This is a genomic window from Mesorhizobium liriopis, from assembly GCF_024053505.1.
GTDB classification, from domain to species: Bacteria; Pseudomonadota; Alphaproteobacteria; order Rhizobiales; family Rhizobiaceae; genus Mesorhizobium_B; species Mesorhizobium_B liriopis.
Map to the genome: position 1 here is coordinate 298598 of NZ_JAMXQS010000007.1, position 25693 is coordinate 324290.

Sequence of the window (25693 nt, forward strand, 5' to 3'; positions counted from 1 at the left end):
GAGCGCGTTGTGATGCACTGCCCCTTCTGCGGAGTACAGCCGCAGTCGGACGGCGGTTTAGCGGCAGGGGTCCAGCACTGATGGCTGACAGCTTTCCCTTCGAACTGGTTTCGCCCGAGCGCCTGCTTGTTTCAGAGCAGGTCGAGGCGGTCGTGCTGCCCGGCTCGGAGGGCGAGATGACCATTATGGCGCACCATGCGCCGCTGATGACCACGCTCAAGCCGGGCGTGATCCGCGTGCGCGGCGGTGCAGGTGCCGAGACGCGCTACCTCGCTTTCGGCGGCTTTGCCGACATCACGCCGGAAGGCTGCACGGTTCTGGCGGAAGCCGCCATTCCCGCCGAACAGTTCAGCCGCGCCGATCTCGATGCACGCATCGCGGCGGTCCAGGCTGAGCTCGATGCGGCTGAAGACGACCATCACCGCACGAAGCTGGAAGAGTTCCTCTCGAACCTTTCGCATATCGAGTCGCACATCAACAGCTGAGCCTCACGGCATTCAAGTCCAAGCGGCCCGCGTTCTGGTGGAACAGAACGCGGGCCGCTTCGGTTTTGGGATGTCACAGCAAGCCGGTGCCTGTTTTTGGCGGCGGTTCATGGAGGTTGAGATGGCGCACGACAAGAAACTTGAAGATCATCCCGAGCAAGACCCCGCGGAAGGTTCACGCGAGATCGTGGATCATGAGCTCGACCGAAAGGGTGGCGAGAAGCCGCCTGTGAAGGGAGGCGAGGAACAAGGCGAGAGGAAAGGCTAAGAGACCGCTCTCAGTCGTTGACTGGCGCGACGGGTCGCTTGGCAGGTTCCCGGCAAACGCCAGCCTCTTAGGACCTGGGCTATGACGCATGAGGTGCTCCAGTTAGCCTCGTGTCGCTGCCAGCGGCGCAAACACACTCACCACTTCATCATAAACTGCCCGTTTGAATGGTACGATCAAACCGGGCAGTTCCTCCATCGGCTTCCAGGCCCATTCGTCGAATTCTGCCTCATGCCCTCCCGGCGGCGGGTTGATGGCGATCTCGCTCTCGCTGCCTTCGAAGCGGAAGGCGAACCAGCTTTGGACCTGCCCGCGATAGCGGCCCTTGAAGGCCAGGCCGACCAAGTGAGGCGGAAGATCATAGAAGACGGGCTTCGGGGCGCGGGCGAGGAGAGAGACGGTTGTCATACCGGTTTCTTCCCAAAGCTCACGTTTGGCGGCTTCGAGATGGTCTTCGCCTTCATCCACGCCGCCCTGCGGCATCTGCCAGAGCTGGGCGGCGCCTGCCATTTCCCCATCAGGTTCGGCGATGCGGCGGCCCACCCAGACGAGGCCATCCCGGTTCAGCACCATGATGCCGACGCAAGGGCGGTAGGGCAGGGTTTCGGGATCGATGGGGCGCTTTTGCTTGTTCATGCTACTTCATCGTTCAGGATCGGCGGCGAGTGCGGAAAGGGGAACGATCTCCACGCCGCGCTTGGCCGCCTGCGCCGACCACTCGCGCACGGCATCGACTGTCGCTTCGAACGCGTAGCCCATGCCGATGGCGGCGCCGCGCGAGTGCGCGGTCTTCTCCAGGGCATCCAGCTGGGCGAAGATAGCAGTGCGATCACGCGATCCGTCGATGACGAGATCGGCACGCGCAAACGGCGCGCGGGCGGCAGGCGCGAGATCAGCTGCCAGGCTACGCGGCGTGGAGCCGTCGTCGAAATACATCAGGCCACGCTGGCCGATCTCGTCCATGACGGGCTTGAGCGCATTTCCATCCGCTGAAAACCGGGCGCCCATATAGTTCATCACACCGGCATAGTTGGTGGTCCGCCCGAGCGACCAGTGCAGGCGCTTCGCATTCTCATCCGCGCCGGCATCGACAGTCAGCGTGTTGCGGCCGGGATCGACCTGCGGATAGTCGAAAGGCTCGAGCGGCAGTTGCAGCAGGATTTCACGATTGTCGCGCCGTGCCTCCTGCATCCAGCGGTTCAGGCTGTTGCCGCTGGTGGCGAAGGCCAGCGTCACGTCGGGGGGCAGCTTCTGGATGGCGGCCTGCGTGCCTGTTTGCGAAAGCCCCAAGCCGCCGATGACGATGGCAACCCGCGCGCCGCGGCTGGAAGAGAGTGGCCGCTTGTAGACGTCGAAGGGCCGTCGCCCGTCGGCCGCGCGAACCGGCAGCTGGCCCTCAGGCGTGCGCTCGATCAGTGCCGGGTCGGGCAGGTAGGGCGCGACCGTGCTTTTCGAGAAACTGGCGGGGTCAGTCAGGGTCGCCGAGCCGCGCGTGCCCGGATCGACATGAATGATCTGCGGTCCGCCCGCCTGCTGCTGCTTTGCTTGAGGAGGCGCGGCGGGCTGCGAAGAAGGAACGGCAGGCTGTGCGGCTTCAACTGGAGCTTGCGGTGGCGTTGCCACGCGCCACGGACGCGGCGCTGTCGCGACCCACGCCGACAGTCCAATAACAGCGACGCCGACCACTGCCGCCGCCGCATCGGAGCGCGTGAACCGGCCACGCTTGGCGGGACCGAGACCCAGCGGTTTGTCGAATTCCTTGTTCAGCACCACGCGCCGGCCCCTTACGGCGAGAAGGGCCCGGCGCCCCCAGCGCCCAGGCCCATATGAAACGGGCGGCCCGTGAGCCGCCCGAAGCTTTTTACTGGTTCATCACCGCTTTTTGCGGGTTCGGCGGGAATGCCGGATCGGTCTTCACGCCGCGCAGCAGATCCAGCGCGTAGTTGAGCTGGATGTCGTCCTTGGCTTCCGGCGGCACATAGGCCGAGGAGCCCGAGCCCTCGTCGTTCTCTTCCACGCCCTTGATGTGGCCCTTGAGGTCGGATTCGCCACGCGTCACATCGCGGCCCTTCAGTTCATCGGGCAGCGGCTGATCGACTTTGATGTCGGGCGAGATGCCACGACCCTGGATCGATTTGCCGGACGGCGTGTAATAAAGCGCCGTCGTCAGACGCAGCGCGCCGTTTTCGGGTAGCGGAATGATGGTCTGCACCGAGCCCTTGCCAAAGCTCTGCGAGCCCACGACGGTGGCGCGGCGGTGATCCTGTAGCGCACCGGCCACGATTTCGGAAGCCGAGGCCGAACCGCCATTGACCAGCACGATCACCGGCTTGCCGTCGATCTCATCGCCTTGGCGGGCGTCGAAGCGGGTCACGTCCTTCGGGTCGCGGCCGCGCGTCGAGACGATCTCGCCACGGTCGAGGAAGGTGTCGGACACGCTCACAGCCTGGTCGAGCAGGCCGCCCGGGTTGAGGCGCAGGTCGAGCACATAGCCCTTGAGCTTGTCGGCCGGCACCTGCTTCTTGATCTCGCGGATCGCGGTGTCGAGGTCGTCCTGCGTCTTTTCGGTGAAGGACGCGATCTTCATGTAGCCGACATCGTTCTCGACGCGGAACTTGACGGCCTTGACCTTGATGATGTCGCGCTTGACCGAAACCTCGATCGGCTTGTCGGCGCCCTTGCGGATGATGGTAAGCTTGATCGAGGTATTGACCGGCCCGCGCATCTTCTCGACGGCGTCGTTGAGCGTCAGCCCGCGCACTTCGTCGTTGTTGATCTTGGAGATGAAGTCGCCCGCCAGCACGCCGGCCTTGGCGGCGGGCGTGTCGTCGATCGGGGTGATCACCTTGACGAGTTCGTCTTCCATGGTGACTTCGATGCCGAGACCACCGAACTCACCCTTGGTCTGCACCTTCATGTCGGCCGCGGCTTCAGCATTCATGTAGGAAGAATGCGGGTCGAGCGAGGTCAGCATGCCGTTGATGGCGTTCTCGACCAGCGATTTGTCATCGGGCGGCGTCACATATTGCGCGCGCACGCGCTCGAAGATGTCGCCGAAGATGGCGAGCTGCTTGTAGGTCTCCGAGCCGGCGGCAACGGCTTGGCCAGAAACGTTCTGGAACAGGCCCATCGCGGTGGCGCCCATCAAGGCACCGGCAAAGAGAAGCGACGTCTTACGTACCATTCCCAGTCCTTCCAGAACCGAGCGCCCACCAAGGCGCGGGGTCGACGGGCTTGCCGTCCTTGCGAAATTCCACATAGAGCTCGGGTCCGCCGGCCGTCCCAAAGGAGGCGATGCTGGCGACCCTTGTCTCTCCCATCGCCCCGACCGGCTCGCCCGCGACGACAGGCTGGCCTTGAACGACGTTGATTCGATCCATCCCGGCCAGGACCAGATGATAGCCATCGCCTGCGTCAAGGATCAAGAGTTGCCCGAAGGAACGGAACGGCCCCGCATAAAGAACGGTCGCGTCTGCAGGCGCCGTGACGATCGAGCCAGATTGTGTCGCAACCATGTCTCCGAGCATCACTCCGCCGTTACCGTCATCGGCCCCAAACCGGCGCGCTACATGGCCCGCAACGGGCAGGACGACCTGTTTGCGCAAGCGAGCGAAGGGGCTTGCGGGAGCCAGCCGGTGGGCTTCCGGAACGGGCAGTGAGGCAAGCTTGGCTTCGCGCTCTTTGCGCGCTTCCGCCGCCATGCGTTCGGCCTCGGCCTGCGCTTCGAGGCCCGCGATGAGTTCCTTGAGGCTTCCGGCCTTCTGGGCAAGTTCGGCCGAGCGCGCCTGTTCGGTTTGTAGTTGAGCCTGGCTCTGTTCCGACAGGCGCTTCTTCTGCTCGATCAGAAGCTCCAGCCGGCGCTTTTCGGAGAGTTGGGCCGCGACCTTATCGCCGAGCGCCTTGCGTTCGTTCTCGATGGCACCTGCCACGAGCTTTAGCGCGTCGAGATCGGAAACGAGCTTGTCGGTTTCCTTCTTCAAGCCGGGCACGACCGTGCCGAGCAGGATGGCCGAGCGAACGGAGGCCAGCGCATCCTCGGGCTCGACCAGGATGGCGGGCGGTGGGTTGAGGCCCATACGCTGCAGCGCGCCCAGCACTTCGGCCAGGACCTCGCGGCGTTCCATCAATGATGCCTTGATGCCCGCCTCCTGTGCTTTCAGCGGCTCAAGTCGTGCGACGATGGTTTCGATCTCGGTGCCATATTCGCGCTCGCGGGCGGCGGACTGGACGAGGGCTGCGGTCAGCGATTCGGAATCCTTGCGAACCGTGGCGATCTCGGCGGCAAGTCCTGCCGCGCGCTGGTCGGAAAGCGCTATCTCCTTGGCGATGCGGTCATATTCGGATTGCTGAACCGCAATGGCACGGGCATCGGCTGCCTGAGCGATGTGCGTAGCGAAACCCAGGCTCGCAAGAGCCAGCACCGTCACGCCGATCTGCCTGATCCTTCGCATGGATTCCTCCAGTGCGAACGACCCTAGTCCCGCTTCCTTAACGAAGCATCAACCATGTCGGGAAGGCTCGACGGGCTCCACGGGGTCGAGCACTCAAGCGCGATGGTAGGGATGTCCGCCGAGGATCGTCACGGCGCGATAAAGCTGCTCGGCCAAGAGCACGCGGACGATCTGGTGGGGCCATGTCGCGCGCCCGAAGGAGAGGAGAAGGTCGGCTTCACCGCGCAAGGAAGGGTCGTGGCCGTCAGCGCCACCGATCGCAAAAAGGAGATCGCGCCGGCCGCCATCGCGAAGATCGCCGATGCGCGTGGCGAGATCGGGGGAGGAGAGATCACGTCCCCGCTCGTCGAGCAGGAAGAGGGCGCTTCCCGGCTTGCGATGCGCGCGAAGCGCCTCGGCTTCCTCGCGCATGCGCTCGGGCGCGGATTTCGCGCGGCCTTCAGGCGTTTCCATCGTGCCGCCCCATTCGAGGCCGAGTTGCGGCCCGGCGCGCGCGAAGCGTTCGGCGTAACGGTCGGCAAGTTCACGCTCGGGGCCGGCCTTGAGACGGCCGACCGCATGGAGGCTCACGCGCATCAGAACATGCGATGCGTCAGTGGAGCGTGTCCTCGTCGAGATCGGGCGCCTGCCACATCTTCTCGATATTGTAGAAGTCGCGGACCTCGGGCCGGAAGACGTGGATGATCACATCGCCCGAGTCGATCAGCACCCAATCGGCGCTTTGCAGGCCTTCGACTCGCGCCTGACCGAAGCCCGCATCCTTCAGCGCCTTCAAGAGGTGCTCGGACACGGCTGCGACATGGCGGTGCGAACGGCCGGAGGCGACCACCATATGGTCAGCCATTGCCGATTTGCCCTGGATGTCGATGGGGACGATGTTCTCGGCCTTTGAGTCTTCCAGACTCGACAGAACCGTTTGAAGGGCGCGGGCAGACTCGTCAGGACGGCTTACCCCGGCCAGGGAAAGCGGCACTTCCGCCTTCTTCCTCAGTGCTGTTCTCAGTGTCTTTCCTTTCAAGACGAACAACAACCGCAAACACGATGCGGCACGTCAAATAAAATAGGCGCTGTGTGGTAAAGGTTTCAAGACAGGCGGTGGAAAACTGCGGTTGTCCACCGATCAAATCATTTGCTGAACCCATCACCTTTCGAAGGGGCTTCCATGCCGTTCCGGATGGCGGTGGAGGAGAGGGGTGAGCGGGGACCGTGGATGAATGTCCAGGCCGGCGGCCTCTTTCGCGCCAGCACCTCGGCATCCGACTCGTCGAGCCGCGCATAGTCGAAGGTTTTGGCCATTTTGGAGGACAGAAAGGCGAGCGTCGCGCCGGGCCGGTCGATCACGGCGATGGGAAATGTCGCGGCGATCCTCTGCCAGCGCTGCCAAAGGTGAAAGTCGCGCAGGTTGTCGGCACCCATGATCCACACGAAGCGGATATGCGGGTTGCGCAGCTTGATGGTCCGCAATGTGTCGGCGGTGTAACGCGAATTGAGCGTGGCTTCGAAGGCCGTGACCTTGATGCGCGGATCGGGCGCGAGCGCTTCAGACAGGCGAATGCGCTCTTCGAGCGGCAGAAGCTCGCGTGTGCTTTTCAGCGGATTGCCCGGTGTGACCATCCACCAAAGCTGGTCGAGGCGCAGGCGACGCAGCGCGATTTCTGCCACGAGCGCATGGCCGGCATGGGGTGGGTTGAACGAGCCGCCGAACAGCCCGATCGCCATGCCCGGCTCGGCGTAAGGCATGCGGAGATGGGGGGAGGCGGAGGTCAAGAGGAGGATTGGGCCGAATGATTGCGGCGAGGTGTCCGCACCTCATAGGCGCACGCCTTCTGCCATGCCGGGTCTGGTCCCTCGCTTGCGCTCGGAATGCTGCGTGAACCGCTTCTCACCCCCGCACCTGCCCCGTGCCTCGCACCCGGTACTTGAACGAAGTCAGCTCCTCCACGCCAACCGGCCCGCGCGCATGCATCCGCCCTGTCGCGATCCCGATCTCGCCGCCGAACCCGAACTCCCCACCATCCGCGAACTGCGTCGAGGCGTTGTGAAGCAGGATCGCGGAATCCACCTCGCGGAAGAAGCGCTCAGCTGCCGCCGCATCTTCCGCCACGATCGCCTCGGTGTGATGTGAAGAATAGTGCTCGATGTGCTCGATGGCACCGGAAACGCCGTCCACCAATTTTACCGAAATGATGGCTTCGAGATATTCGGTGCGCCAGTCTTCTTCCGTGGCCGGGGTGGCGAGCGGGAAAAAGGCACGCACTTCGTCGGTGGCACGGATGGCGCAGCCGGCACCGTGCAGCGCTTCCAGAACCGGCACGAGATGGGTGTCGGCGACCGCGCGGTCCACCAGCAGCGTCTCGGCGGCGCCACAGATGCCGGTGCGGCGCATCTTGGCGTTGACCGCGATTTCCACCGCCATTCCGAGTTTCGCGGAGCGGTCGATATAGAGATGACAGAGGCCCTCGAGGTGGGCGAAGACGGGCACGCGTGCCTCTGTCTGCACGCGCTCCACAAGGCTGCGGCCGCCGCGCGGGACGATCACGTCGAGATTGCCATCGAGCCCGGCCAGCATTGCGCCCACGGCCGCACGATCGGGCGTGGGCACGAGCTGGATGGCCGCCTCAGGCAGGTTCGCCGCGCGCAGCCCTTCGAGAAGCGACGCATGAATTGCCGCGGATGAAAGCGTCGAGTCGGAGCCGCCACGGAGGACCACCGGATTGCCAGCTTTCAGGGCAAGCGCCCCGGCATCGGCCGTGACGTTCGGGCGGCTTTCATAGATCACGCCGATCACGCCCAGCGGCGTGCGGGCGCGCTCGATGAGCAAGCCGTTGGGCCGCGTCCAGCTCTCGGTGACTTTTCCGACCGGATCGGGCAGCCCGGCAACCGTGCGCACACCCACGGCAGTCGCGCGGATGCGCTCGGGCGTGAGCTTGAGACGATCCATGGCGGCAGAGGTCAGCCCGGATTCTTCCGCGCGCCGCATGTCGGCTGCATTGGCGACAAGGATCGCCGCCTCGTTGCGGATCAGCGCATCGGCGGCCGCATTGAGCGCGAGCGTCTTGGCTTCCGGCGAGGCGAGTGCCAGCGGCCGGCCGGCGGCGCGCGCGTTGCGGCCGATCTCGGCCATCAGGGCCGCTGTGTCGCTTGCACCGTCAAGCATGGGCACACGGTCAAGCATGAGATGTCTCCACGGAAACGGCTGCGCGGCTGCTGAGCACGAGGTCGTCGCGGTGGATCATCGCCGCGCGGCCCTCATGGCCGAGAACGCCCGGAATCTCGGCAGTCTTCAGGCCGGCGATACGAACGGCATCACCGGAATCGTAGGAGACGAGCCCGCGCGCGATCTCGCGCCCGTCGGGACCTGCCACCTGGACCGTATCGCCGCGCTGAAACACGCCCTGTATGCTGCGCACACCGGCGGGCAGGAGCGAACGGCCGCCCAGAAGGGCCGCCACCGCACCCTCATCGACCACGAGCCGGCCCGACGGCTCGAGCTGTCCGGCGATCCAGCTCTTGTAGCCGCGCACGGGCGAGGGGTGGGGCGCAAAGAAAGTCGCGCGCTCCCCGCGATCGATGGCGTTGAGCGGGTTCATCCGCGTCCCCGCCGCGATGATCATCGCGGTGCCGGCATGGGTCGCGATGCGGCCGGCATCGAGCTTGGTCTTCATGCCGCCACGCGAGAGTTCGGATGCTGCCGCTCCCGCCATCGCCTCGATCTCGGGCGTGATGCGCTCGACATGGGGAATGAAGCGCGCGTTCGGATCATGCGCGGGCGGGGCCGAATAGAGGCCGTCTATGTCGGAGAGGAGAACGAGCAGGTCGGCGTTCAGCATGGTGGCGACGCGGGCAGCAAGGCGGTCGTTGTCGCCATAGCGGATTTCGGATGTGGCGACGGTGTCGTTCTCGTTGATGACGGGCACTGCGCCCATCTTCAGAAGCGTGGAAACGGTGGCGCGCGCATTGAGATAGCGGCGCCGTTCCTCCGTGTCGCCGAGGGTCACGAGGATTTGGCCCGATTTCAGCCCACGCGCGTGCAGCGCGTCCGACCATGCACCGGCGAGCGCGATCTGACCCACGGCCGCGGCCGCCTGGCTTTCCTCGAGCTTCAACGCCCGGCGCCCAAGGCCCAGGATCGTGCGGCCAAGCGCGATGGCACCGGACGAGACCACGAGCATATCCGTGCCGGACTTCGCCAAGGCCGCGATATCATCCGCCAGCCCATCCAGCCATTCACGCTTCAGGCCGCGCTCGCGATCGACCAGCAGCGCCGAGCCGATCTTGACGGTGATGCGGCGATAGGAGGCGAGGGGCTTCATGTCAGAGATCCCAGGGCCGGTCCGCCGTGACGGGCGCGGGCGCATCGAGTGCGCGAGCGTCCACGATCTCGGCCATCAGCGCACGTTGCGCTGCCTCCACGCCTTCCCCGGTTGCGGCGGAAATCAGTAGCGGTTCCTTTTTCGCTGCCTTCTTGAGCGCCTTGAGCTTGGCCTTGCGCTCGTCTTCGTCGAGGAGGTCTGCCTGGCTCAAGCCCACGATCTCGGGCTTGTCTTCGAGGCCGTTGCCATAGGCGTCGAGCTCGCCGCGCACGGTACGGTAAGCCGCCGCGACATCTTCCTCACGGGCGGAAACCAGATGAAGCAGCACGCGGCAGCGCTCGACATGGCCGAGGAAGCGGTCGCCGATGCCGGCCCCTTCGTGCGCGCCTTCGATCAGGCCGGGAATGTCGGCCAGGACGAATTCGCGGGCATCGACACGGGCCACGCCCAGGCCCGGATGAAGCGTCGTGAAGGGATAGTCCGCGATCTTCGGCTTGGCAGCCGTCACCGTCGCAAGGAACGTGGACTTGCCTGCATTGGGCAGGCCGACGAGACCCGCGTCCGCGATCAGCTTGAGCCGCAGCCAGATCCACTTCTCCTGACCGGGCAGGCCGGGATTGGCGCGGCGCGGCGCCTGATTGGTCGATGACTTGAAATGCTGGTTGCCGAAGCCACCATTGCCACCGGCAGCGAGGCGTACGCGCTGGCCGACTTCGGTCAGATCGCAAAGCAGCGTTTCCTCGTCCTCGTCCAAGACTTGTGTGCCGACAGGTACTTTCAACACCACATCCGAGCCCTTGGCGCCCGTGCGGTTGCGGCCCATGCCGTGCACGCCGGTCTTGGCACGGAAATGCTGCTGGTAGCGGTAGTCGATCAGCGTGTTCAGCCCATCGACCGCTTCCACCCACACATCGCCGCCGCGTCCGCCATCGCCGCCGTCGGGGCCGCCGAATTCGATGAACTTCTCGCGGCGGAACGAGACCGAGCCCGCGCCGCCATCGCCTGAGCGGATATAGACCTTGGCCGAGTCGAGGAATTTCATGACTTGCTGTCTTTCTTGTCGGGATCGCGCTTACACGGCTTCAGGCGCGCGGCCAACTGCGAAGCGCGATCCAGGTGGAGCGGCTCAAGGCGTAATGCTCGGTGGCGACACGGCCGGCGGCCAGCGAATCCATCATGCCCTGTCCCGTATATTGGAAGCCGCATTTGTGGATCACGCGTCGCGACGCCTCGTTGATGACGCGGCACGAAACAAGGAGCTGGTCGATTTCCGAGTTGCGGAAACCGAGATCGACCAGCGCATGCGCCGCTTCCGTCCCGTAGCCTTTGCCCCAGAAGGGTTCGCCGATCCAATAGCCGAGCGCGAGACCCTTGGGTGTCGGGTCGAGCCCCGCGCAGCCGATGAAGGCACCCGTCATGCTCAAGGTCAGCGCATAGGTGCAGCCCTGGCCCTCGCCGGTGCGGCGGACGAAATCCTCGGCATGCGCTTCCGAGTATGGGAAAGGCATGCGGGCGAGCATGTCGGCCACGCGACGGTTGTTGGCGAGCTGGGCCAGTTCGGCCACATCATCCCGGTGCGGTCTGCGAAGGATCAAGCGCTCGGTGACCAGAACCGGGCAGCTCAGCGGTGTTTCGGTATCGTGCCTTTCCGCGATCATGGCGGCGTCCTCCCGGCGGCTCCCCCGAACCACCGTCAAAAGAAAAGGGGGAGATGGCGCCCATCTCCCCCTTGATCTTCTGCTGGCCGCTTCAACCAGACACCGGTCCCTTGGGAGGGGCGCCGGTGGTTGGTGTTCGCAGAAACCGGCTATTCCGCTGCTTCGAGTGCCGGGTTGTTCACCGACACGTAGGTACGGCCATTGGCTTTGCGGGCGAACGAAACGGCGCCTTCCTGCAAAGCGAAAAGAGTGTGGTCCTTGCCCATGCCGACATTCTGGCCGGGGTGCCACTTGGTGCCGCGTTGGCGAATGATGATGTTGCCGGCGATCACGCGCTCGCCGCCGAACTTCTTGACGCCAAGGCGCTTGGACTCGGAATCGCGACCGTTGCGCGAGGAGCCGCCTGCTTTCTTGTGTGCCATGTGAAACTCTCCTGTTCAGGCTTCCTTACCCGATTGCCGGCGCGTTTGAAACCGCGAAAGCCGGCAAGGGCCAGGTCGATTGCTTTTCAAGTCATGTGGCGGCAAATGGTGCCGCCACCAAACGAAATTCTTATTCGGCCTTCTCAGCCGCCGCCTTCTTGGCGCGGGGCTTCTTGGCCGGAGCCGCAGCCTCGGTGCCTTCGGAAGCAACGTCAGCCTGGGCGGTCTCGGCCTTCGGCGCGGCCGCCTTGGTCTCAGCCTTCCTCGGCGACGCCTTCTGGCCGGCGGTCAGGATCTCGCTGATGCGGATCACCGTCTCGTGCTGGCGCTGGCCGCGCTTGCGGCGCGAATTCTGGCGACGGCGCTTCTTGAACGCGATGACGGTGCGCGAACGGTCCTGCGACACGACCTCGGCCGAAATCGAAGCGCCTTCCACGAGCGGGGCGCCGATCGTGACGCTTTCGCCTTCGCCGACCGCGAGCACTTCGCCGATCTCGATCACGTCGCCCGGCTCACCGGCCAGACGGCCGACCGTGATGACGTCGTTGGCGGCAACGCGATACTGCTTGCCGCCGGTCTTGATGACTGCGAACATTTCTCAAACCTCTTTGTTCGTCACGGCTCTGAGCGCGAAGCGCCCGGCCGCCTTCTTGTTCAGTCTTTTGGGAGTTCGGGGCTCAGTCCCCGAAAGCCGACCGGCGCGGAATGCTGGCACTCCACGCCGGAAACGGCGCGCAGATAACGCGGGGGCAGGGGAAAGTCAAGCTGCAGCGCCGCTATCACAGGCTTTCCGAATGCCAATGGCAACAGATTTGCCCGTTCCCTTCCGCTGGATCAGCATCACACGGTTGTGGGCCAGACGCCGCAAGGTTGCGCGACAGGATTCGGACGCATAGTTTGCCGGCCTTCTGCTCACAAGGCAAAGGCGTGAAAACGCACAAGAACAACTGCCGCGAGCCAACGGGAAACTCTGGCGCCACCCATGGCGCAATGACGGGAGACTGGAACGATGATGAAATCCGTTCTCAAGGCCGCGCTCGTGGCGGCGACACTGACAGTCGCGCATGGCGCGCTGATCGCGAGCGCTTCGGCCGAGGTTGTCTATAATCGCGGCAACGACACCGACCCCACCACGCTCGACCACCACAAGACCTCGACGGTCGCCGAAGGCAATGTGATGCGTGACCTCTATGAAGGTCTCGTCGTGCAGGACGCCAAGGCCGAGGTGCAGCCGGGTGTGGCCGAGAAGTGGGAAATCTCGGATGATGGCCTGAAGTACACGTTCCACCTTCGCGAAGGCGCCAAGTGGTCGAATGGCGATCCGCTCAAGGCGAGCGATTTCGTGTTCGCCTATCGCCGCGTGCAGGAGCAGGCGACGGCTGCCCCTTACGCCAACATGCTCTACCCTATCATCAATGCCGAGGCGATCAACAAGGGTGAGAAGAAGCCGGAAGAGCTCGGCGTCAAGGCAATCGACGACCGCACGCTCGAAATCACGCTGAATGCGCCGACGCCCTACTTTCTCGAGCTTCTGACGCACCAGATTTCCTACCCGCTGCACGAGGCGTCGGTGACGAAATTCGGCAATGATTTCGTACGCCCGGGCAATATGGTGACCAACGGCGCCTATATGCTCGAGTCGTTCACGCCCAACGACAAGATCACGCTCCGCAAGAACCCGAATTTCCACGACGCCGCGAACGTCAAGATCGACGTCGTGAACATCATTCCCTTCGAGGACCGCTCGGCCTGCCTGCGCCGCTTCGAGGCGGGCGAGGTGCAGTCCTGCTCGGATCTGCCCTATGAGCAGCTCGCTTCCATGAAGCAGAAGCTCGGCGAACAGGTACACATCGCACCCTATCTCGGCACCTATTACCTGCCGATCAAGGTGAAGAAGGACAAGTTCAAGGATGTGCGCGTGCGCCAGGCCATTTCCATGGCCATCGACCGCGACTTCCTCGCCAACGAAATCTGGAAAGGCGGCATGCTGCCCGGCTATTCCATCGTGCCGCCGGGGATTGCGAACTACGAGAACCCCGTATTCCTGCCCTACAAGGACCAGGACGTGCTCGACCGCGAGGACGAGGCAAAGAAATTGCTCGAGGAGGCTGGCGTGCAGCCCGGCACGATGCAGGTCGAGCTTCGTTACAACACCTCGGAGAACCACAAGGCGACCATGACGGCGGTGGCCGACATGCTGAAAAATATCGGCATCACCGCCACCCTCTTCGAAATGGAGGGCACGGGCTATTTCGACTACATGAAGAACGACGGCGATTTCGACATCACGCGTGCCGGCTGGATCGGCGATTACTCCGATCCGCAGAACTTCCTGTTTCTGTTCGAAAGCCAGAATCTCGGCTTCAACTATCCCCGCTGGTCGAATGCCGATTACGACAGGCTGATGCAGGAAGCCGGCAAGACCGGCGACCTGAAAGCGCGGGGCGAACTGTTGCGGCAGGCGGAAGACCTGTTCCTCAAGGAAGTGCCGGCAATCCCGGTCATGTACTATGCCTCGGGTTCGCTGGTGTCTTCAAAGCTCAAGGGCTGGGAAGACAATATCATGAACGTTCACGGGACGCGGTATCTGTCTCTCGAGAATTGAGTGTGAGGCGAGGGGGCTCGGCTCGGCTGGGCTCTCTGTTGGCTGTGAGTGATTTGTCTGTGGCGTTGTTAGGCGATTTGCCGGCAGCGTCACGCGAGTGGGAGCGTCACCCCCACACTTTGTCCCTCTCCACAAAGGGGAGGGAGGACGCCCTCGTTGCCACACGCCCTCAAAGCTTGACGCCTGGCTTGAAGAGTCAATCGCGAGGTTCTTGCCCTGCCCCTCCCTTGTGGGAAGGGATAAAGGGTGGAGGTAGCCTCGCCATCTGCGCCTTGTTCCCCACAGGCCGCGCTCAAAGACTTTCCCAATCCCAATTACGAACAAGCTGATGCTTTCTTACGTCCTGCGTCGCTGTCTCGGCGCCATTCCGACCCTTTTCGTGATCGTCACGCTGGCTTTCTTCATGATGCGGATCGCGCCCGGCGGGCCGTTCAGCCTGGAGCGGCCGCTGAACCCCGACATTCTCGAAAACATCAATCGCGCCTTCAATCTCGATAAGCCGGTCTGGCAGCAATATCTGCTTTATCTCGGCGGGCTGCTGCAGGGCGATCTGGGGCCCAGCTTCACCAAGCGCGACTTCTCGGTGAACGATCTCTTCGCCACCGGCCTTCCCGTTTCGGTCCAGATCGGCGGGCTCGCGATCCTGTTGGCGCTTCTGATCGGCACCACGCTTGGCGCGCTGGCGGCCCTCAAGCAGAACAGCTGGGTCGATTATCTCGTGGTCGGCACGGCCACCTTCGGCATCACCATTCCGCCTTTCGTGGTCGCGCCCATTCTCAGCCTGATCTTCGGCGTCTGGATGGGCTGGCTGCCGGCGGGCGGCTGGGGCAACGGGGCGATCCAAAACAAGATCCTGCCCGTCGCGACCCTCGCGCTGCCGCAGATCGCCATCATCGCGCGATTGACGCGTGGAGCGACAATCGAGGCACTGCGCTCCAACCATGTGCGCACCGCACGTGCCTATGGGTTGCCGAACCGTACGGTGCTCGTCGTGCACACCTTGCGCGCGGCGATCCTGCCGGTCGTGTCCTATCTGGGGCCGACGGCGGCGGCCCTTCTCACCGGGTCGGTCGTGGTCGAGACGATCTTCGGCATCCCCGGCATCGGCCGCTATTTCGTGCAGGGCGCACTGGGCCGCGACTACACCTTGGTGATGGGCACGGTGGTGGTGATCGCGGTCTTCACCGTGATCTTCAACTTGATCGTGGACATCATCTACGCGCTTCTCGATCCGAGGGTTCGCTATGACTGACCATCTCGTCATCGACCCCAAGGAAGAACTGGCGGGCGGGCTGTCGCCCGTCGCCGGCCGCTCGCTCTGGCAGGATGCCTGGCGGCGCCTGCGGCGCAACAAGGCTGCGGTGGCGAGTGCAGTGGTGCTGGTGCTGCTCGCTGGGCTCGGCATTGTCGGCCCGTTCTTTGCCTCTCATCCGTATGACCGCATCTATCCGCAATATGTGCGCGTGCCGGCGAGCTTCGAGGCTTACCCCAAGGAAGACGCCATCGTGCCAGCCTTCGAAAGTGCGGTGGCGCGCTCGCGCGTCACCAAGGGCGCGGTGGAGGTCGATGCCTCTTCCGTAAGGATGCCGATCTCCAGCGACAAACCGCTCGATCCGCGCATCACGCGCTATGTCGATCGCTCGGATCTCTTCGAGAATGCGCGCATCGAGGATTTGAGTGCGGATGGGCGCAGCGGCACGATGGTGGCCGACGTCGATCGCGTCCGCTTCGTCTTCGGCACCGACTCCAACGGGCGCGACCTCTTCGCGCGCATCATGGTCGGTATCCGCATCTCGCTCGCCATCGGCGTGCTGGCGTCTGTGATGTCGCTGGTGCTGGGCGTTTCCTATGGCGCGGTCGCCGGCTATCTCGGCGGGCGCGTGGATGGCGTGATGATGCGCGTGGTGGACGTGCTCTATTCGCTGCCTTTCATCTTTTTCGTGATCCTGCTGGTGGTGTTCTTCGGGCGAAGCTTCGTTCTGATCTTCATCGCCATCGGCTGCACGGAATGGCTCGATATGTCCCGCATCGTGCGCGGACAGACGCTTTCCATCAAACGGCAGGAATATGTGCAGGCAGCCGAAGCGCTCGGTGCGTCGAGCCCGGCCATTCTGCGCCGTCACATCATCCCGAACACGCTCGGGCCCGTGGTCGTTTATGTGACGCTCTTGGTGCCCAAGGCCATCCTGCTCGAAAGCCTGTTGTCCTTCCTGGGCCTTGGCGTGCAGGAGCCGCTGACGAGTCTGGGCCTGCTGATCTCGGAAGGTGCCGCCAATATCGGCGGGGCCACATGGCTTCTCGTTTATCCCGCCATCACGCTGACCGCGATCCTGTTTGCCCTGAATTTCCTCGGCGACGGCTTGCGTGATGCGCTCGATCCGAAGGACCGCTGAGATGAGCGAAAGTGAAGCGATCCTCCAGGTGCGCGACCTCCATGTGGGGTTCCGCACCGATGACGGGCCGGTCGAGGCCGTGCGCGGCATCGATCTCGATGTGCGGCGCGGTGAAACGCTCGCGATCGTGGGCGAATCCGGTTCCGGCAAAAGCCAGGCGATGATGGCCCTGATGGGCCTGCTCGCCAAGAACGGCACGGCGCTCGGTTCGGCCCTTTATCGTGGCACCGAACTGATCGGCCTGCCCGAGCGCAAGCTGAACGCCATCCGGGGTGCCAGGATCACCATGATCTTCCAGGAGCCGATGACCTCGCTCGACCCGCTCTACCGGATCGGGCGGCAGATGGCCGAGCCGCTGATCTATCATAGGGGCATCAGCGGCAGGGAAGCACGTCCGCGCGTGCTGGAGCTGTTGCGCCTCGTCGGCATTCCCGATCCCGAGCGGCGCATCGATGCCTATCCGCACGAATTATCGGGCGGCCAGCGCCAGCGCGTGATGATCGGCATGGCCCTCGCCAACGATCCCGATATCCTGATCGCCGACGAGCCGACCACGGCACTCGACGTGACGGTGCAGGCGCAGATCCTCACGCTGCTCGCCGATCTTCAGAAACGGCTCGGCATGGCCATCGTCTTCATTACGCATGACCTCAACATCGTGCGCCGCTTCGCGACCCGTGTCGCCGTGATGCGGCGCGGCGTTGTGGTGGAGGAAGGCGAGGCCGGCGCGCTCTTCGCAGCACCCCGGCACCCCTACACGCAGATGCTGCTCGCTTCCGAGCCGACCGGCACCAAGGCGCCGGCGGATGAAAGCACGGCCCCGCTGCTTGAAGGCCGCGATGTGGCCGTCACCTTCAAGCTCGGCGGCGGTTTCCTTGAAGGGCCAGCGGTCGATCTCAAGGCCGTGGATCGCATCTCGATCGCGCTGCACAAGGGGCAGACCATCGGGATCGTCGGTGAATCCGGCTCGGGCAAGTCCACGCTGGGCCGCGCGCTTTTGCGGCTTTTGCCGAGCGAGGGCAGCCTGCGCTTCATGGGCAAGGATATTTCCAATGCCGACCGAGATGCCATGCGGCCTTTGCGCAAAGGGTTGCAGATGGTGTTCCAGGACCCGTTCGGCTCGTTGAGCCCGCGCATGACGGTGGGCCAGATCGTGGGCGAGGGGCTGTTGATCCATGAGCCTCATCTTTCGCGCAAGGAACGCGACGCGCGGGTGGTGGACGCGATTAGCGAGGTGGGCCTGGAGCCCTCTGCGCGCAACCGCTACCCGCACGAGTTCTCAGGCGGCCAGCGTCAGCGCATCGCGATCGCACGCGCGATGATCCTCAAGCCGCGCGTGGTGGTGCTCGACGAGCCGACCTCAGCGCTCGACCGCTCCGTGCAGAAGCAGATCGTGGAACTGCTCAAGCGGCTGCAAGCGGACAACGACCTGTCCTACCTCTTCATCAGCCACGATCTCGCCGTCGTGCGAGCCATGGCCGACCATGTGATCGTCATGCAGCGGGGGCGGATCGTCGAGGAAGGACCGACGGAAGCCATCTTCGCGAGCCCGCGTGAGGATTATACCAGAACGCTGATGGCGGCAGCGATCGACCAGCGGCCGTTTCGGGAGGCGCGGGTAGCGTAAGTAATATGGCCCTGTCGCGGACACCTGGCGCAGGCGGCCATCATTTCGCTGCGCGCCATCTGGAGCCCTGTGAACGGGGGCTGTTCGGTTCCAAGCGGACGAACCTCATGCCTTCACGATATGTCCGCCCCTCAACCCCATCCGTGCGCAGACATTGCGGGTATCGACCACCAGCGGTGCATGGCTCACCACCTGCGCATAATCCACACCGTCATGGTCTGTGGCGATCAGCACCGCATCGGTCCGCGACAGCGTCGCATGGCAAAGTGCCACCGATCGCTCTCCTGCGAGCTCGGGATGCTCGCGGGTTACCGGGATCTCCGGCACCAGCGGGTCATGATAAGCGACCTTCGCCCCACGCTCTTTCATGAGCGATATGAGCTTCAACGCCGGGCTTTCGCGGGTGTCCTCGATATTCTTCTTGTAGGCGACGCCCAGCACAAGCAGGTTCGCTCCGTTCAGTCCGCGTCCACCTTGTTTGTCGAGCGCCCACGCCAGGCCTTCCACCACACGATGCGGCATCGCCGTATTGATCTCGCCTGCCAGTTCGATGAAGCGGGTCGCGACAGAGAACTCGCGTGCCTTCCATGTGAGGTAGAATGGGTCGATCGGAATGCAGTGACCGCCCAGGCCTGGGCCGGGATAGAACGGCATGAAGCCGAACGGCTTGGTCTTTGCCGCCTCGATCACCTCCCAGACATCGATCCCCATTGGCGTGAAAACGGTCTTCATCTCGTTCACGAGCGCGATGTTGACGCCGCGAAAGATGTTTTCCAGAAGCTTCACGGCTTCGGCGGTCGCCGTCGATGAGACCGGAACGGTTCTCGATACCAGCGCATCGTAAAGCGCGGTCGCCAGCTGCCGGGCATCATCGCCGTCGCCGCCGATGACTTTGGGAATGGAAGCGGTCGAAAACTGCTGGTTGCCGGGGTCCTCCCGTTCGGGGGAGTAGGCGAGAAAGAAGTCTATGCCGCTCCGCAAACCCGTCGCCTCAAGGCGCGGTTTGAGGATTTCCTCCGTGGTGCCGGGCCATGTGGTAGATTCGAGCACCACCAGCTGGCCGGGGCGTAAGGTCCTTGCGATGCAGTCGGCTGTGGCTTCCACGAAGGACAGATCGGGTTCGCGCTGCTTGGAGAGGGGCGTGGGGACGGCAATCAGAATGGCGTCGGCTTCGCCTAGGCGGGCGAAATCGTCCGTCGCGCAAAAGCGTCCATCTGCCAGGGCGCTTGCGATCGGCTCCGTCGCGATGTGGCGGATGAAGCTTTCGCCACTGTTCACGACTGCAACGCGGGCGGGATCGATGTCGAAGCCGAGAACAGGAAAGCCGGCCTTGAGCGCAGTCACGACGAGCGGAACGCCGACATAGCCCAGCCCGACCACCGCGATCGTCCAGTCCCGCCGTGCCATCCTGTCAATGGACGCACCGACGTTTCGATGAAATGTCAAATCCCCACCCTGCCATGCTCATGCCCCGGTCAAGCAAAAAGCATGGCGATACTCGCGCCACCAAGTTCAGAAGCGTTGTATCGACAGAATTATTCTCCGAGAACGCGCGCGAACACTCTCAGCGCTTGAAATTCTCGATTTCGGCCTCTGCCATCGCAAGCAGAAGACGCAGCTCATCGCTGCTTTCGGTACCGGCCGGCGCGGCCGGATCGTTCTGTCCGGTTGAAGCCAGCGCATTTTTCCATCGAGGAAAACGTGAAATCTCAGGCTCGGCATCGGGCACGCCGAGCGCCAGCGCATAAACGGGCGAGATCGTCACGCCTTCGAGACCGATGGCCGAGCGGATGGTCTCATGAGAAAGTGCGGCGCTCGGGCAGGCGGTCAGACCGTGCTGCGTGGCGGCCAGCATGATGTTCTGGCCCACATGGCCCGCTTCGATCAGCACCACGCGATAGGCGTTCGGGTCATCGTACTTCCACATGGTCCGCTCGAAATGCGCGCAAAGCACGATCGAGCACGCCATGCTGTCGGCCCAGTCCTGCCCTCCGATCACTTCGCCGCCCGAGGGCAGGGCGTCCGAGGGCACGCGACCGAGTGTGTGTTCAGACGCCGAATAGTGATAGATGCCCGGCTCCAGCCCTTCGACCCGATAAGCGAAGACATAGGCCTCGTAAGGGTTGCGTGCTCCGCCCGATGGCGTCAGCTTGAGTGGCAGTCGACCGGCACGGTTCGTCGTTTCGCCCAGAATGCCAAGCCCGGCGAAAAGCGTTTCGGAGAGCTGGGATAGCGTGATGGGTGCTGCGGTCGCGCCACGGACCGTGCGGCGCCCGGCCATGAAACGCAGGAGGGCGCTGGTTTCGAAGGGATCGGGAAGTTCTACGACCTCGGCCAGATCACGATTGGTCCTGGCAAGCTCCGGCACATTGCCGAGCGAGGCTTTCTCGACCTGCCGGTCCTCAGCCTCTTCGAGCGCCATGAAGGGCCGGTCTTCGAGCGTGAAATGCATCAGGGCCGTGGGAACCGACCATGCCCAATGCGCGGCAAAGTCGTCTTCGCGCAAAGCCTCGGCGGAATCGGCACGCACCAGCGCCGAGACGTCGATCAAGCGTTGCAGGAGGTCACGCGTTTCAGGAACCGAAAGCTCATAACGCTGGGCTAGATCCGCAGCATCGGTCCACTCGGACAGATCGCTCAGCAGGCGGAGCGTTTCGACTTCACAATGAAAGACCTGTTTGGTCAGGAAATTGCAGGCGACCAGCGCATCGCCTTCCGGCGAATAAACCAGCGTGGAGGCCGCTTTGACCCGCATATCCCGATCTTGCTCGGGCGAAGGGGAGGCTTCCGGTTTGGGGGAGCGGTCCAGTGCGGAAGACGCCATCTGGAAGTGCCTTGGCGAAATTTTAAGGGCCGCCCGTGGGGGTTAGATCACGGGCGGCCCTGACGACATCAGCGCTTGGTGAAGTGCTGAGCCGGAACGATGAACTTCTTGGTCTCGACGGTCGCGATACGAGCAACGGCAACGGCGAGAGCAGCGGTATTCGGCTTCATTTGACTGTCCTTCTTCGATGCGCCCTTCAGGGGTTATGGACGCACGTGAATTCTTGTCTGCCGGCCGATTAACGCGATATCACATAGTTCATTAGAATGCGCGGCAATCCGTTTCGGCCTCCGCGAACTTGCGCGATTTGAGATATAATTTGCCGCTTTGATGCATAATTTTGCGCTGGATTGAGTATTTTGACGCAAGTGCCTGAGTATTTCGTCGTGTAGCTTTGGCGCGAAAGGCTCTGGTGCGCTGTCGGGTCAGGACCGGATCAACCTTGCGAAGCCTTGCGCTCCATGATCTCCACAACGATCGGTCCGACGAACTCATCATTCATCCGATACACATGGGCGGCACGCAGCAGTCGTCGCAGGCTCATACCAAGCGGACACGGGCGGATGACCACCGGTGTGCTTGTCGGCCCGGTCGGCGTCATGACATTGGCGAAGCCCGACAGGACTGGAACCGAGAGAGGTTCCCAGCGCACTACGAGCAGTGAGGGCTCGCGCGCCTCGCCCTCGTTCAGGCCGACAAAAAACACATGGTTCAGCCGCTCCACGATGAAGCCGCGATGGTCGCCCTTGGCATAGGACCAGTACGAGCCCTCGCGTTCGGCGACACCCGTCAGGCGGCGGAATGTCACCGCCTCTTCCTCACGCCTGACCACCGTTGCCGCACAAATCACCCGGCCTGGATCGTCGGGAACGGCGAAGAACGTGTAGTAGAAGCCGTCGCGAAATGTCGGCATGGGCTGGGCGAAGCGTTCCAGCATTTCGCTGCGGTTGCCGAATGTCAGTTCGGGTCTGACCTTCCTGCTTCCGGGCGGCTCAGCGTAGAGTTCGCTTTCGTTGATGTTGAAGAAAGCGCAAATGCGCTCCGTGGTGCGCTTGTGGGGCAGGCTGCGCGCTTCGAGGTAGCGCTCGAACTGGCTGCGGTTGATGCCGATGCCGCGACAGGCCTGACTGATGCTCATGCCGCGTTCGGCGCAAAGCCGTCGCAGGTTGAAGGCAAGGCTGGTGCGCAGCTCGGCCATCGATTGTTCCTTGATATGGCCATCCGCCGTGGCGCGGATGGGTATGCACTGCTTTGCCGATGAACGGGATGCCCATCCGGTGCGTGAACATATGACCAAGGCTGGCATTTTGAACAGGTTTGTTGCACAAGTTCGCACAGGGAAGAGTTGGGTGCCATGGCGGAGCGGCCTTTCTTGGAGGGCGACCAGTCCATGTCATCGCATCACCCGGCAACCGAGCGCTCTCAGGCCTTTGGCGTTTCCGAACATTCATCGTCGCGACTGCGCGACGTCGCCCGGGCAATGCGCAAGGCTCGAGGCGGAGAGCAAAGTGACCTGAACGATCCGCTCGGTCAGCAGCGGCAGGTGACGCGCGCGGCTGCGCTGATGTGCCGCCTCTACGGGGCCGATGCCCCGGCACAAGCGCGCAGGATCGCGCAGCACTTCGACAACGGCACATTCGCGCAACGGGTCATGGCTGCCGTGGAATTCATGAGCCGTTCCGGGCATCAGGCCTCGACACCGAACCGCGAAACCTGTTGAGCGCTTCGTTTCCTGCGGAACCGACTTTGGTTCCTCGCGCTTAACCCGACCAAGCAGGTCTCGTCACGCCGACCTTTAGGTTCGTCTCGAAACAGGGCCCGAATTTGCCAGAAACGCAGACCCCTGAACCCGGTACGCTCATTCGTGCCATGATCGGCGGCAAGACCGACATCGATCTCGGACTGATGCGCCGTGCGGTCGCGCGTTTTTGCGGCGAGGCGGAAGGGAGTCATCCCTCGGAGAGCCAACCCCTGCACGGACTGTGCGAGGAACTGGTGCAAGCTATCGAGCTTCTCGACTTGGCGATCATGCACGGTCTGCCGTCCTCCATGGTCCAGCGCCTCAGGCTCGACGCGCAGCGGCGGCTCGATCGCGTGGAAGGTGCCGGCCGTTCCTGAACTTCCGTGACCGTAGTCGCATGTCGATGCACCGGAGTTGTGGACGCGCGAAGTGAAGGCTAGGAAACTCGCTTCGCTCTCATTCTCTTTCGTCCATGACCAGTTCCGATCCGTCCCTCCTCGCCACCGACCTCAGCACGCGTAGAAAGAACGCCTTGCCGCTTGCCCGCATCGCGGGGTTGATGGGCGTTCTAGGACTTTCGCTGATCGTCGCGGTGTCGGTATGGCTTGCTTGGCGTGATTACCAGCGCGCCTTCGAGCAGGCGCGCCGCGAAGTCGGAACCGCGGCCTTCTCGCTTTCCGACCATGCCGGTCGTCTCGTCGAATCCGCCAATGTGGTGTTGAAGAGCACGCTCGGTCTCGTCGGTGGCAGTTCCTGGGACGCGGTTGCGAGGGACGAAGAGTTGCAGCGGCAGATCAAGGGATTTGCCACGGCCTCATCCTATATCGACAATGTCTGGCTGAACGACGAGACCGGCGTCCTTAGGGTGACGAGTTTCGCGTTCCCTGCGCCTGCATCGAATGCTTCCGACCGCGAAGCGTTCAAGGCGCTTCGAGCGCCGACCGATCGGCTTTCCATCGGAGAGCGTATCGTCGGCAAAGTCACGGGCAAGCCGACTTTTCTGATCGCGCGGCGTATCGAAGATGCCGATGGCGGTTTCAGAGGGATGGCCTCGGTCACGGCCGATCTCAGCTATTTCAACGAATATTGGAGCCGGGTGCAGTTGCCGGTGGATACCCGTGTGCGCCTCGTTCGCGCCGGTGAACTCGATGTTCTGGCGCAGCATCCCGCGCCGAAGAGCGGCGAGCCGTTCATTCCCTTCGACCGATCATTGGTGCGTTCGGCTATCGAGCGCTCGCCCATTTCGGGAGAGGTCGACCTGCCTGCCAACGAAGCCGATGCGCCGAGGATCATGGCCTATCGTCAGGTCGGCACGCTGCCGCTCTATATCACCGTGGGCGTTTCGACCGACGCTGTCGCCGAACTCTGGCGCCAGTCGCTGAGAAGCTTCGTACCGGTCGAGGGGGGGGCCTTTCTGGTGCTCCTCGCCTTGACGCTTCTGGCGTTTCGGCAGGCCAAGCGGGAAAAGGAGGACGCGGAACGGATCGAGGCGGCGCGGGAGGCGCTGGCATCTGCCAATTTGCGTCTGGAAGAGCGCGTGGCGGAGCGCACGGCCGAACTGAGCGAGGAAACAGAGCGTCTCGATACGCTCAATCAGGTCGGCATGGCGCTGGCTTCGGAGCTCGATGCCGCACGCCTGTCGGAAACGGTGATCCAGGCTGCGACCCGCCTCGTGGGGGCGGCCTATGGCGCCTTGTTCGAGCGCGTGCCCGCCGGCCGGGAGGGGAACGCGGAAGACCTTTGGCGTCTTGCCGCGCTTGCCGGTGCACCGACTGAAAGCTTCACCCGCTTCGGCCTGCCGCGCGCGACTAACCTGTTCGGGCCGACCTTTCGGGCGGAAGGTCCGGTGCGTTCCGACGATGTTTCCACCGATCCGCGCTACGGTTCGCTCGGCGGGATGCCGGAGGGCCATCTGCCGGTGCGCTCTTATCTCGCGGTGCCGGTCGTTTCGCGATCGAGCGAAGTGCTCGGCGCACTGCTTTTCGGCCACCCCAGGCCTGCCCGCTTTTCCGAGCGCGAAGAGCGTCTCATCATGGGGTTTGCCGGCCAGACGGCGGTTGCGCTCGACAATGCGCGCTTGTTTTCCGCCGTGCAACGCGAAAACGAGGATCGTCGCCGCGCCGAGGAAGAGCTGAAGGAGTCCAACGAGGAAATCCAGCGCTACGCCTATATCGTCAGCCACGACCTGCGCGCGCCGCTCGTCAATGTCATGGGCTTCACGAGCGAGCTGGAGGCGATCAAGCCGGAGATCATCGCGGCCGGCGCGAAGCCGGCCGACGACCCGGTGCGGAAGCAGGCGGAAGAGGATTTCGACGAGGCCTTGTCCTTTATCAAGGCCGCGATCTCCAAGATGGACCGGTTGATCAACGCGATCCTCAAATTGTCGCGCGAGGGACGCCGCAATTTCCGGGCCGAGCCACTCGACATGAGTGCGGTGCTGACCGATCTCGCGGCGGCCCAGCGCCATCAGGCCGCTGCCAAGGGCGCTGAAGTCCATATCGCCGCCGACCTTCCGCATCTTGTGGCTGACCGGCTCGCGGTAGAGCAGATTTTCGCAAACTTGCTTGACAACGCCTTGAAATACCTGTCCCCCAAAAGGGCCGGCCAGATCGAGATTTCAGGGGAGCGCGCGGGACCGACGCGGGTGCGCTTCAAAGTGAGGGATAATGGGCGTGGCGTGGCGCCCGAAGATCATGGGCGCATTTTCGAGCTGTTCAGACGCTCGGGCGTGCAGGATGTCGCGGGCGAGGGTATCGGCCTTGCGCATGTGAAGGCGCTCGTGCGCAGCATGGGCGGCACGATCGCCGTGTCATCCGAGCTCGACAAAGGCACGGTGTTCACGGTGGTGCTGCCGGCCATGCCGATGCGCGGAACGGGCGTCGAAGCGGCCGGGTAGAGTTCGAAGA

The 25693-nt window shown here is 63.6% G+C and carries 24 protein-coding genes and 1 pseudogene; 9 read left to right on the forward strand and 16 right to left on the reverse strand.

Annotation, left to right across the window (positions count from 1 at the left end):
• Positions 1 to 80 precede the first annotated feature (80 nt).
• Together NGM99_RS15750 and NGM99_RS15755 are read left to right on the forward strand one after the other, a co-directional pair.
• Complete coding sequence (locus NGM99_RS15750) at positions 81 to 485, forward strand: F0F1 ATP synthase subunit epsilon (protein ID WP_252820584.1); 405 nt, start codon at positions 81 to 83, stop codon at positions 483 to 485.
• 37 nt (positions 486 to 522) lie between these two features.
• Positions 523 to 753, forward strand: a complete 231-nt coding sequence (locus NGM99_RS15755; protein WP_252820585.1) for a hypothetical protein — start codon at positions 523 to 525, stop codon at positions 751 to 753.
• 102 nt (positions 754 to 855) lie between these two features.
• Here the strand turns inward: NGM99_RS15755 and NGM99_RS15760 are convergent, their stop codons facing one another.
• From NGM99_RS15760 to rplU, 13 genes and pseudogenes are all read right to left on the reverse strand, one after another.
• Entirely contained in the window at positions 856 to 1389 is a 534-nt protein-coding gene (locus NGM99_RS15760; protein ID WP_252820587.1) for an RNA pyrophosphohydrolase, read from the reverse strand.
• 6 nt (positions 1390 to 1395) lie between these two features.
• A complete protein-coding gene (locus NGM99_RS15765) occupies positions 1396 to 2526 on the reverse strand; it encodes a divergent polysaccharide deacetylase family protein (protein WP_252820589.1) in 1131 nt (376 codons plus the stop codon).
• A gap of 88 nt (positions 2527 to 2614) precedes the next feature.
• Positions 2615 to 3937, reverse strand: a complete 1323-nt coding sequence (locus tag NGM99_RS15770; protein WP_252820591.1) for a S41 family peptidase — start codon at positions 3935 to 3937, stop codon at positions 2615 to 2617.
• Positions 3927 to 5204, reverse strand: a complete 1278-nt coding sequence (locus tag NGM99_RS15775) for a murein hydrolase activator EnvC family protein (RefSeq protein ID WP_252820593.1) — start codon at positions 5202 to 5204, stop codon at positions 3927 to 3929. Before NGM99_RS15775 ends, NGM99_RS15770 begins: the two co-directional genes overlap by 11 nt.
• 93 nt (positions 5205 to 5297) lie before the next feature.
• Positions 5298 to 5780, reverse strand: coding sequence for a 23S rRNA (pseudouridine(1915)-N(3))-methyltransferase RlmH (gene rlmH / locus NGM99_RS15780; RefSeq protein ID WP_252820597.1), 483 nt, complete (start codon positions 5778 to 5780; stop codon positions 5298 to 5300).
• 16 nt (positions 5781 to 5796) lie between these two features.
• Positions 5797 to 6177 carry a ribosome silencing factor gene (rsfS, locus tag NGM99_RS15785; RefSeq protein ID WP_252820599.1) on the reverse strand — a complete coding sequence of 127 codons (381 nt, stop codon included), beginning with the start codon at positions 6175 to 6177 and terminating at the stop codon, positions 5797 to 5799.
• 152 nt (positions 6178 to 6329) lie between these two features.
• The gene (locus NGM99_RS15790) at positions 6330 to 6944 is read right to left on the reverse strand and encodes a nicotinate-nucleotide adenylyltransferase (RefSeq protein ID WP_252820827.1); all 615 of its coding nucleotides are present in this window, start codon (positions 6942 to 6944) and stop codon (positions 6330 to 6332) included.
• Between the two features lie 142 nt (positions 6945 to 7086).
• Positions 7087 to 8379: a glutamate-5-semialdehyde dehydrogenase gene (locus tag NGM99_RS15795; RefSeq protein ID WP_252820601.1), complete on the reverse strand. Its 1293-nt coding sequence runs from the start codon at positions 8377 to 8379 to the stop codon at positions 7087 to 7089.
• Complete coding sequence (gene proB, locus NGM99_RS15800; RefSeq protein WP_252820602.1) at positions 8372 to 9517, reverse strand: glutamate 5-kinase; 1146 nt, start codon at positions 9515 to 9517, stop codon at positions 8372 to 8374. The genes NGM99_RS15795 and proB overlap by 8 nt, the downstream gene beginning before the upstream one ends.
• Position 9518: 1 nt before the next feature.
• Positions 9519 to 10559 (reverse strand): GTPase ObgE, encoded by a 1041-nt coding sequence (obgE, locus tag NGM99_RS15805; RefSeq protein WP_252820604.1) that lies wholly within the window; start codon positions 10557 to 10559, stop codon positions 9519 to 9521.
• A gap of 40 nt (positions 10560 to 10599) precedes the next feature.
• The gene (locus tag NGM99_RS15810; protein ID WP_252820606.1) at positions 10600 to 11175 is read right to left on the reverse strand and encodes a GNAT family N-acetyltransferase; all 576 of its coding nucleotides are present in this window, start codon (positions 11173 to 11175) and stop codon (positions 10600 to 10602) included.
• A 149-nt stretch (positions 11176 to 11324) separates the two neighbouring features.
• A complete protein-coding gene (gene rpmA / locus NGM99_RS15815; RefSeq protein WP_252820608.1) occupies positions 11325 to 11597 on the reverse strand; it encodes a 50S ribosomal protein L27 in 273 nt (90 codons plus the stop codon).
• A 133-nt stretch (positions 11598 to 11730) separates the two neighbouring features.
• Positions 11731 to 12192 (reverse strand): annotated as a pseudogene (gene rplU, locus NGM99_RS15820) (50S ribosomal protein L21); the annotation flags it as partial.
• Between the two features lie 414 nt (positions 12193 to 12606).
• Between rplU and NGM99_RS15825 the strand changes: the two are divergent.
• The 4 genes from NGM99_RS15825 (at position 12607) to NGM99_RS15840 (ending at position 18222) form a co-directional block, all read left to right on the forward strand.
• The gene (locus NGM99_RS15825) at positions 12607 to 14202 is read left to right on the forward strand and encodes a peptide ABC transporter substrate-binding protein (RefSeq protein ID WP_252820610.1); all 1596 of its coding nucleotides are present in this window, start codon (positions 12607 to 12609) and stop codon (positions 14200 to 14202) included.
• A gap of 328 nt (positions 14203 to 14530) precedes the next feature.
• Complete coding sequence (gene oppB / locus NGM99_RS15830) at positions 14531 to 15454, forward strand: oligopeptide ABC transporter permease OppB (protein WP_252820612.1); 924 nt, start codon at positions 14531 to 14533, stop codon at positions 15452 to 15454.
• Positions 15447 to 16595 (forward strand): ABC transporter permease, encoded by a 1149-nt coding sequence (locus NGM99_RS15835; RefSeq protein ID WP_252820614.1) that lies wholly within the window; start codon positions 15447 to 15449, stop codon positions 16593 to 16595. Before oppB ends, NGM99_RS15835 begins: the two co-directional genes overlap by 8 nt.
• Position 16596: 1 nt before the next feature.
• Entirely contained in the window at positions 16597 to 18222 is a 1626-nt protein-coding gene (locus NGM99_RS15840) for an ABC transporter ATP-binding protein (RefSeq protein WP_252820615.1), read from the forward strand.
• Positions 18223 to 18327: 105 nt separating this feature from the next.
• On the opposite strand, the gene NGM99_RS15845 is transcribed toward NGM99_RS15840, so the two are convergent.
• The 3 genes from NGM99_RS15845 to NGM99_RS15855 all read right to left on the reverse strand — a co-directional run bounded on the left by NGM99_RS15845 (position 18328) and on the right by NGM99_RS15855 (position 22244).
• Complete coding sequence (locus NGM99_RS15845) at positions 18328 to 19629, reverse strand: nucleotide sugar dehydrogenase (RefSeq protein WP_252820830.1); 1302 nt, start codon at positions 19627 to 19629, stop codon at positions 18328 to 18330.
• Positions 19630 to 19786: 157 nt separating this feature from the next.
• A complete protein-coding gene (locus NGM99_RS15850; protein ID WP_252820616.1) occupies positions 19787 to 20977 on the reverse strand; it encodes a SagB/ThcOx family dehydrogenase in 1191 nt (396 codons plus the stop codon).
• A gap of 505 nt (positions 20978 to 21482) precedes the next feature.
• Positions 21483 to 22244 carry a helix-turn-helix domain-containing protein gene (locus tag NGM99_RS15855; protein ID WP_252820617.1) on the reverse strand — a complete coding sequence of 254 codons (762 nt, stop codon included), beginning with the start codon at positions 22242 to 22244 and terminating at the stop codon, positions 21483 to 21485.
• 156 nt (positions 22245 to 22400) lie between these two features.
• Here NGM99_RS15855 and NGM99_RS15860 point away from each other — a divergent pair, with 156 nt between their 5' ends.
• From NGM99_RS15860 to NGM99_RS15870, 3 genes are all read left to right on the forward strand, one after another.
• Positions 22401 to 22766, forward strand: coding sequence for a hypothetical protein (locus NGM99_RS15860; RefSeq protein WP_252820618.1), 366 nt, complete (start codon positions 22401 to 22403; stop codon positions 22764 to 22766).
• A gap of 104 nt (positions 22767 to 22870) precedes the next feature.
• The gene (locus tag NGM99_RS15865) at positions 22871 to 23164 is read left to right on the forward strand and encodes a hypothetical protein (RefSeq protein ID WP_252820619.1); all 294 of its coding nucleotides are present in this window, start codon (positions 22871 to 22873) and stop codon (positions 23162 to 23164) included.
• A gap of 95 nt (positions 23165 to 23259) precedes the next feature.
• Positions 23260 to 25683 (forward strand): ATP-binding protein, encoded by a 2424-nt coding sequence (locus NGM99_RS15870; protein WP_252820621.1) that lies wholly within the window; start codon positions 23260 to 23262, stop codon positions 25681 to 25683.
• Positions 25684 to 25693 lie beyond the last annotated feature (10 nt).